This is a genomic window from Actinospica acidithermotolerans, assembly GCF_018139625.1.
In the GTDB taxonomy this organism is placed as follows: domain Bacteria; phylum Actinomycetota; class Actinomycetes; order Streptomycetales; family Catenulisporaceae; genus Actinospica; species Actinospica acidithermotolerans.
Window position 1 is genome coordinate 45,764 of sequence record NZ_JAGSOH010000044.1, and the last position, 6,000, is coordinate 51,763.

The window sequence follows — 6,000 nt, forward strand, 5'->3', positions numbered from 1 at the left end:
CCGGTCCTAGGTCCAAAGACCTACGGCCGCTAAGCCGCGCGCCCGAGGTGCGCCGCATCCCCGCTCCCTAATCTCGCAGACATACGAAGTCTGATGCGGATAGAGGGAAGTCATGCGAGCGATCGTGGTACGCGAGTTCGGTGGTCCGGAAGTTCTGCGGATCGAGGAGGTGCCGGACCCGGTCCCGGGCGCGGGCGAACTGCTCGTGCGCGTGGTGGCGGCCGGCATCCAGTTCGTCGAGACGCAGGCGCGGACCGGCGCGCTGCAGGGTGTCTCCCCGGTGGCGCCGAAGTCGCTGCCATGGATTCCTGGCCGGGAGGTCGCGGGCGACGTCATCGCCGTCGGCGCCGGCGTCGCCCCCGACTGGGTCGGCCGCCGCGTGCTCGGCCTTACCGTCCCCGTCAACGGCGGGCCTGGCGGCGGCTACGCGGAACTGGCCGTCGTCCAGGCCGAGAACTCGCATCAGCTCCCGGACACGCTCGACTACGCCGACGCGGTCTCGCTCCTCGGCACCGGCCGCACGGCGCTCGCGCTGATCGAGCAGTCCGAGGTCGGCAAGGGTGACACCGTGCTCGTCGAGGGCGCGACCGGAGCGGTCGGCGTGCTCAGCATGCAACTCGCCCACGCAGCCGGCGCCGAGCGCGTCATCGCCCTCGTACGCGGGGCGGAGAAGCTGAAGCTGGCCAAGGACTTCGGCGCAGACGTCGCCATCGACACCTCCGCCGACGACTGGCCCGCGCAGGTCCGCGCGGCAGCCCCCGAAGGCGTGACCGTTGTCCTCGACGGCGTAGGCGGTGAACTCGGCGCCACGACGTTCGACCTCGTGGCCCGAGGTGGCCGGTTCGTCATCTTCGGCTTCTCCAGCGGCGCAATGACCAAGGTCGACCCCGACCACGCCGCCGAGCGCGGCGTCAGTGTCCTGTCGTACTTCGGCCCGCCGACCGGCCCCCGCAGCCCCGAAGTCCTGCAACGCCAGTCCCGCGACGTCCTGGCCGCCGTGGCGGACGGCACCCTGCGCACCCTGGTCGGTGCCCGCTACCCACTCGACCAAGCGGCTCAGGCCCACGCCGCGATCGCTGCCCGCCGCACCAGCGGAAAGACGGTGCTGGAGCCGTGAAAACCGGGTGATCCGGGTGATCCGCCTCCGTTAGCATCGAGCGACGCGAGCCGCGTCGGGCGGGTCGCTCGATGCAGGCGGAGGTAGCACGCGGATGTCCGAGGTACTCGGAGCGAAGGCCCAGGTGGACGCGGCAGTGGCTGAGGCCATGGCACGCGCTCTGCCGCGTGAGCTCGCCGCCGGGGATCCGCTCGTGCGCCGCTCGGACCGGGCCGACTTCCAATCCAACGCCGCGCTCGCCCTCGCGAAGGCGACGGGTGTGCCGCCCCGGGAGCTGGGACAGTCGCTGCTGGCCGCGCTCAAGGCCGACGACGTCGTGCACGCGGAGCTCTCGGGCCCGGGCTTCCTCAACATCACCGTCAAAGACGAGGTGCTGTGGCAGGTCGTCGCCGCACGGCTCGCCGACGACCACCTGGGAGTCGGCACCCCGGCGCAGAACACGCGGATCCTCGTGGACTACTCGGGCCCGAACATCGCCAAGCAGTTGCACGTCGGGCACATCCGCAGCACCGTCATCGGCGACGCACTCGTCCGGGTACTGACTTACGTCGGCGCGGACCTGATCAAGGCGAACCATCTCGGCGATTGGGGAACATCGTTTGGCAAGCTCATCCAGTACCTCGACGAGCACGCCGAATTCTCCCTCGAGTCCAATGATGATCTCGACGTGCTGGACGAGCTCTACAAGGCCGCCCAACGGCAGTTCGTCGCAGATCCCGAATTCGCCCTCCGGTCTCGGGCCCGAGTCGTCGCACTGCAGAGCGGCGACCCGGCGACTCTCACCACGTGGCGCAAACTCGTGGAGGTCTCGACGAATGCGTTCCAGGCGATCTACCAGCGGCTCGGCATCCTGCTGACGCCCGAAGACGCTGCCGCGGAGTCCTTCTACAACCAATGCTGGACGTCATCGTGGCGGAGCTCGACGCCAAGGGCCTGCTGACCGAATCCGACGGCGCTCAGTGCGTGTTCCTGGACGGCTTCGAGGACGCCGAGGGCGAGCCGCTGCCGCTGCTCGTGCGCAAATCAGACGGCGGATACGGGTACGCCGCGACCGACCTCGCTGCGGTCCGGTACCGCGTCGACGACCTCAAGGCGACGCGCCTCCTGTACGTCGTCGACTCGCGGCAGGCGCTGCACCTGCGGATGGTCTTCGAGACCGCGCGGCAGGCCGGCTGGCTGCCCGAAGACGTCGAGGCCGTGCACGTTCCCTTCGGCACGATGCTCGGTACCGATGGCAGGCCGTTCAAGTCCAGGTCAGGCGACACGCCACGGCTCAAGGAACTGCTGGACGCCGCGATCGCCGGAGCCAGGACGGTTGTGGCGGAAAAGAGCCCTGACCTGCCGCCGGATGAGTTCGAGCACGTGGTCCAGGCGGCCGGGATCGGCGCGGTCAAGTACGCCGACCTCTCCAACGCGCGGGTCAAAGACTACGTCTTCGACCCCGATCGCATGGTCTCGCTGACCGGGAACACCAGCGTCTACCTGCAATATGCGCACGCGCGGACCTGCTCCGTGCAGCGGAAGCTCGAAGTCGAGGTAAGCGACGTCGACCCCACGGTCCCGATCCATCGGGCTGAGCGCGCGCTGATCCTCACGCTGGACGAGTTCGGTGCCGTGCTCGCCGACGTCGCCGAGACGCTGGAGCCACACCGGCTGTGCACGTACCTGTACGAGCTCGCCAAGGCCTTCAGCGACTTCTGGCAGCACTGCCCGGTCCTCAAGGCGGACGACGCGGCGCAGCTCGGCATCCGCGTCGCCCTGGTCCGCCTCACCGGCCGGACCCTGGCCCAGGGCCTCGAACTCCTCGGCATCGAAGCGCCGCAGCGTCTATGACGACGGGCGGTTATGATCGCACGCGTGATAGCGGGACGAGACCTGGGCCTGACCGGACTGCCCAACGCACGTGACCTCGGCGGCTACCCGGCCGCCGAGGGCCGGAGTGTGCGCGCGGGACTGCTACTGCGCGCGGAGGCGCTCACCAACGCGACGCCCGAGGACATCGGCGCCCTCGTGGAGATGGGCGTCGGCACGGTCGTCGACCTGCGCGGCGAGAGCGAGATCGCGATGTTCGGCGTGGGCCCGTGGACCGGCCCGCGAGCCCACGTGCCGACCACGGACCTCACGCAGGCCCTCTTCGCGCGCATGATGAGCGCAGGCCCGGACGGCGAGCCGCTCGCCGAGGACGAGGTCTCCAAGGTCATGATCGACATGTACCGCCACTTCGTCGCCGACGAGTCCAGCCGCGCGGCCTACGCCGAGGCGCTGGACCTGGTGACCGAGCAGGTGTCGCAGGGCACGCCGATCCTCTTCCACTGCACGGCAGGCAAGGACCGCACCGGCTGGCTCTCCGCAATCGTGCTCACCGCCCTAGGCGCCGACCGCGACACCGTGCTCGAGGACTACCTCCTAACGAATCAACGCGCCACCGAAGGCCGCGGCGCCCCCGCCCGCGCCAAGCTCCTAGCCCTACTGCGCCAACTGGTAGGCGACCGCCAGCCAATCGCCCCCCTCCTCGACGTCCGCCGCGAATACCTCCAAGCCGCATTCGAAGAGGCCGAGACAAAGTACGGCACGTTCGACGCATACCTCCGCAAAGCCCTCGGCGCCAACATCGACAGGCTCCGCGCAGCCGCCCTCCTCTAGCTCGTTCTCGCCAAGAGGCCGTCACCCGAAAGCCGAACTTCCGGCGAACGCTGCGTCACCGTCTTAGCAGTCCGTCCTAGCCGACGTCTTCAAGCCAGCGTCCTCAAGTCAACGTCAAATTCGCCTCCGGCGGGCCGGCTCAGAGAGCCCCGGGGTGTTGGTTCGGCTGCGGTTGGGTTGGTGGTGGGGTGGGGTCCGGTCGTGGTGTTCTCCTCGCCTGGCACCTGAGGCGACCAGGAACCCGGCGGGGGCACAAGCGGCGGTGGTTTTCGCTGGTGTGGTTTTCCGCTGCGCCGCTTGTGCCCCCGCCGGAACCCTGGTAGGGCTGCGCCTGCCAGGCGAGGAGAGCACCACGACCTCGGCGGAGCTGTGCGCGTGCCGCTCGACCGCCGACGCCTCGTTCGCCGCATATCAGGGTCCTCCTACGTGCGGCTGTTTCGCCGCACCCGACCGATGCGAAATTCTCCTCCGACCCCAAAAGGTTTTCTAAGCCTATGGCCGATTCCACACCTTTTGTCAGACCCGCCACATACACTGGAAGTAGTTGATCGGACACTCTTGGAAACCGGGGGATTGCATGGATGGGATCGCGGAGCTCTGGCGTGCGCGGCTCGAGGCGGTGGCGGAGTTGGATGCGCGTAGGGATGAGATCGTGGCCGAGTGCCTGCGTGATGCGCGGGAGCTGCGCGCGGGTGATCGTGAGGGTGCGGACGTGCTGCTGGAGCTGGCGCAGTTGCTGGGGCGGCGGGAGCAGGCCGGTCACGGGCAGCTGATCCGGGCGCTGGCGCAGGCCGATCGGGTCAGGGCGGCGCGCGGCGGGGTGAAGGCGTGGGCCGCGACGCATCTGGATGTCTCCGACGGCAGGGCCCGCTCGATCGCCGAGTGCGCCCGCCGGATCGGCGCGATCCCGCAGTTGGCCGAACCGCTGGCCTCCGGCCGTATCGGCGCGGACACGGTGCGGGTGCTCTCGCGCACCGCGAAGGCGGTGGCCGGAACCGGCGTGGACACCGTGGCCGCCCTGACCGCGACCCTGGTCACCGCCGAGGCCGAGGGCGTGACCGCGGCCGCGAAGCAGATCCGGGCCCTGGAGCACACCCTGGACCCGGACGCGGGCAAGGACGTGATCGCCCGTCAGCGCGCACGGTCGTTCTACCGGGTGGTCGAGCTCGAGGACGGGCTGTGCCGGTTCGAGGTCCTGCTGGACGCGGTCCGCGCCACCACCCTGCGCGCGGCGGTCGACGCGCAAACCGCCGACTGGATCCGCCAGACCCAATACGACCACGCCAGCGTGCTGCCCGAGGACGTGCGCTCCACCGAGCAGATCAACGCCCACGCCCTGACCCGCCTGGCCGAGGTCTTCCACACCGCACCGCCGGAGGTGCGCGAGGCCCGTTTCACTCCGCCGATGCTGTATTCCACATCGGCCGCGCACCCCGGCGGGTTGGCCGAGAGCGTCTACGGCGCCCCGGTTCCCGTCGAGGCGATCCCGGATCCGGAGGTCCACGTCCTCGAACTCGACGGGCACGGGCACCCGGCCCGGCTCGACGGAACCCCCGTCGACACCGACCCGCACGCGCGCCTGGCCTCGCCCGCGCAGCGCGTCGCACTCGCCTTCCGGGACCGGCACTGCACCCACCCCGGCTGCACCAGGCCCGCCACCTTCGCCCTACACGCCCACCACATCATCCGCTACAGCCGGGGAGGACCGACCACGGTACGGAACATGACCCTGATGTGCAGCGAACACCACGTCCTCGCCCACCAACACACCGACGAAACCCACAACTAAGGAGAAACACCACACCGCCACCCGCCAGCACCCGACCCGGAACGCACACGATGCGCTACGCCAGCCCACAGCGACGGAGTGCGAGGTGAAATCCCACACCGGCGCCGAGCGAGCCCCGAACCGAAGCACGAAACACTTCGCGCCGGCCGACGCAAGGACGGAAGACGAGGTGGATTTCCGCATCGGTGCCGACCAAGTGCGGGTCCGGAAGAAGAATTTCCCATCGCAAAAGCCGACCGCAAAAAGGCACACGGAGCGCCCCGGCGGTCGAGCGCGACGCGCACACTCCCGCCGAGGTCGTGGTGCTCTCCTCGCCTGGCAGGCGCAGCCCTACCAGGGTTCTGCCGGGGGTGCACGCGGCGCAGCGAAAAAACGCACCACCCAAGCCGCCGCCGCTTGCACCCCCGGCAGGTTCCTGGTCGCCTCAGGTGCCAGGCGAGGAGAGCACCAC

Annotated in this window: 3 protein-coding genes and 1 pseudogene; all 4 read left to right on the forward strand. The window is 69.6% G+C overall.

The window, feature by feature from the left end; genetic code table 11:
• The first annotated feature begins 112 nt into the window (after window positions 1-112).
• The 4 genes and pseudogenes from KDK95_RS16405 (at window position 113) to KDK95_RS16420 (ending at window position 5,549) form a co-directional block, all read left to right on the forward strand.
• Window positions 113-1,117 (forward strand): zinc-binding dehydrogenase, encoded by a 1,005-nt coding sequence (locus KDK95_RS16405; protein ID WP_212519046.1) that lies wholly within the window; start codon window positions 113-115, stop codon window positions 1,115-1,117.
• A gap of 148 nt (window positions 1,118-1,265) precedes the next feature.
• Window positions 1,266-2,950: pseudogene (gene argS, locus KDK95_RS16410) on the forward strand (arginine--tRNA ligase).
• Between the two features lie 24 nt (window positions 2,951-2,974).
• Window positions 2,975-3,760 (forward strand): tyrosine-protein phosphatase, encoded by a 786-nt coding sequence (locus KDK95_RS16415; protein ID WP_212519047.1) that lies wholly within the window; start codon window positions 2,975-2,977, stop codon window positions 3,758-3,760.
• A gap of 577 nt (window positions 3,761-4,337) precedes the next feature.
• Window positions 4,338-5,549 carry an HNH endonuclease signature motif containing protein gene (locus KDK95_RS16420; protein ID WP_212519048.1) on the forward strand — a complete coding sequence of 404 codons (1,212 nt, stop codon included), beginning with the start codon at window positions 4,338-4,340 and terminating at the stop codon, window positions 5,547-5,549.
• Window positions 5,550-6,000 lie beyond the last annotated feature (451 nt).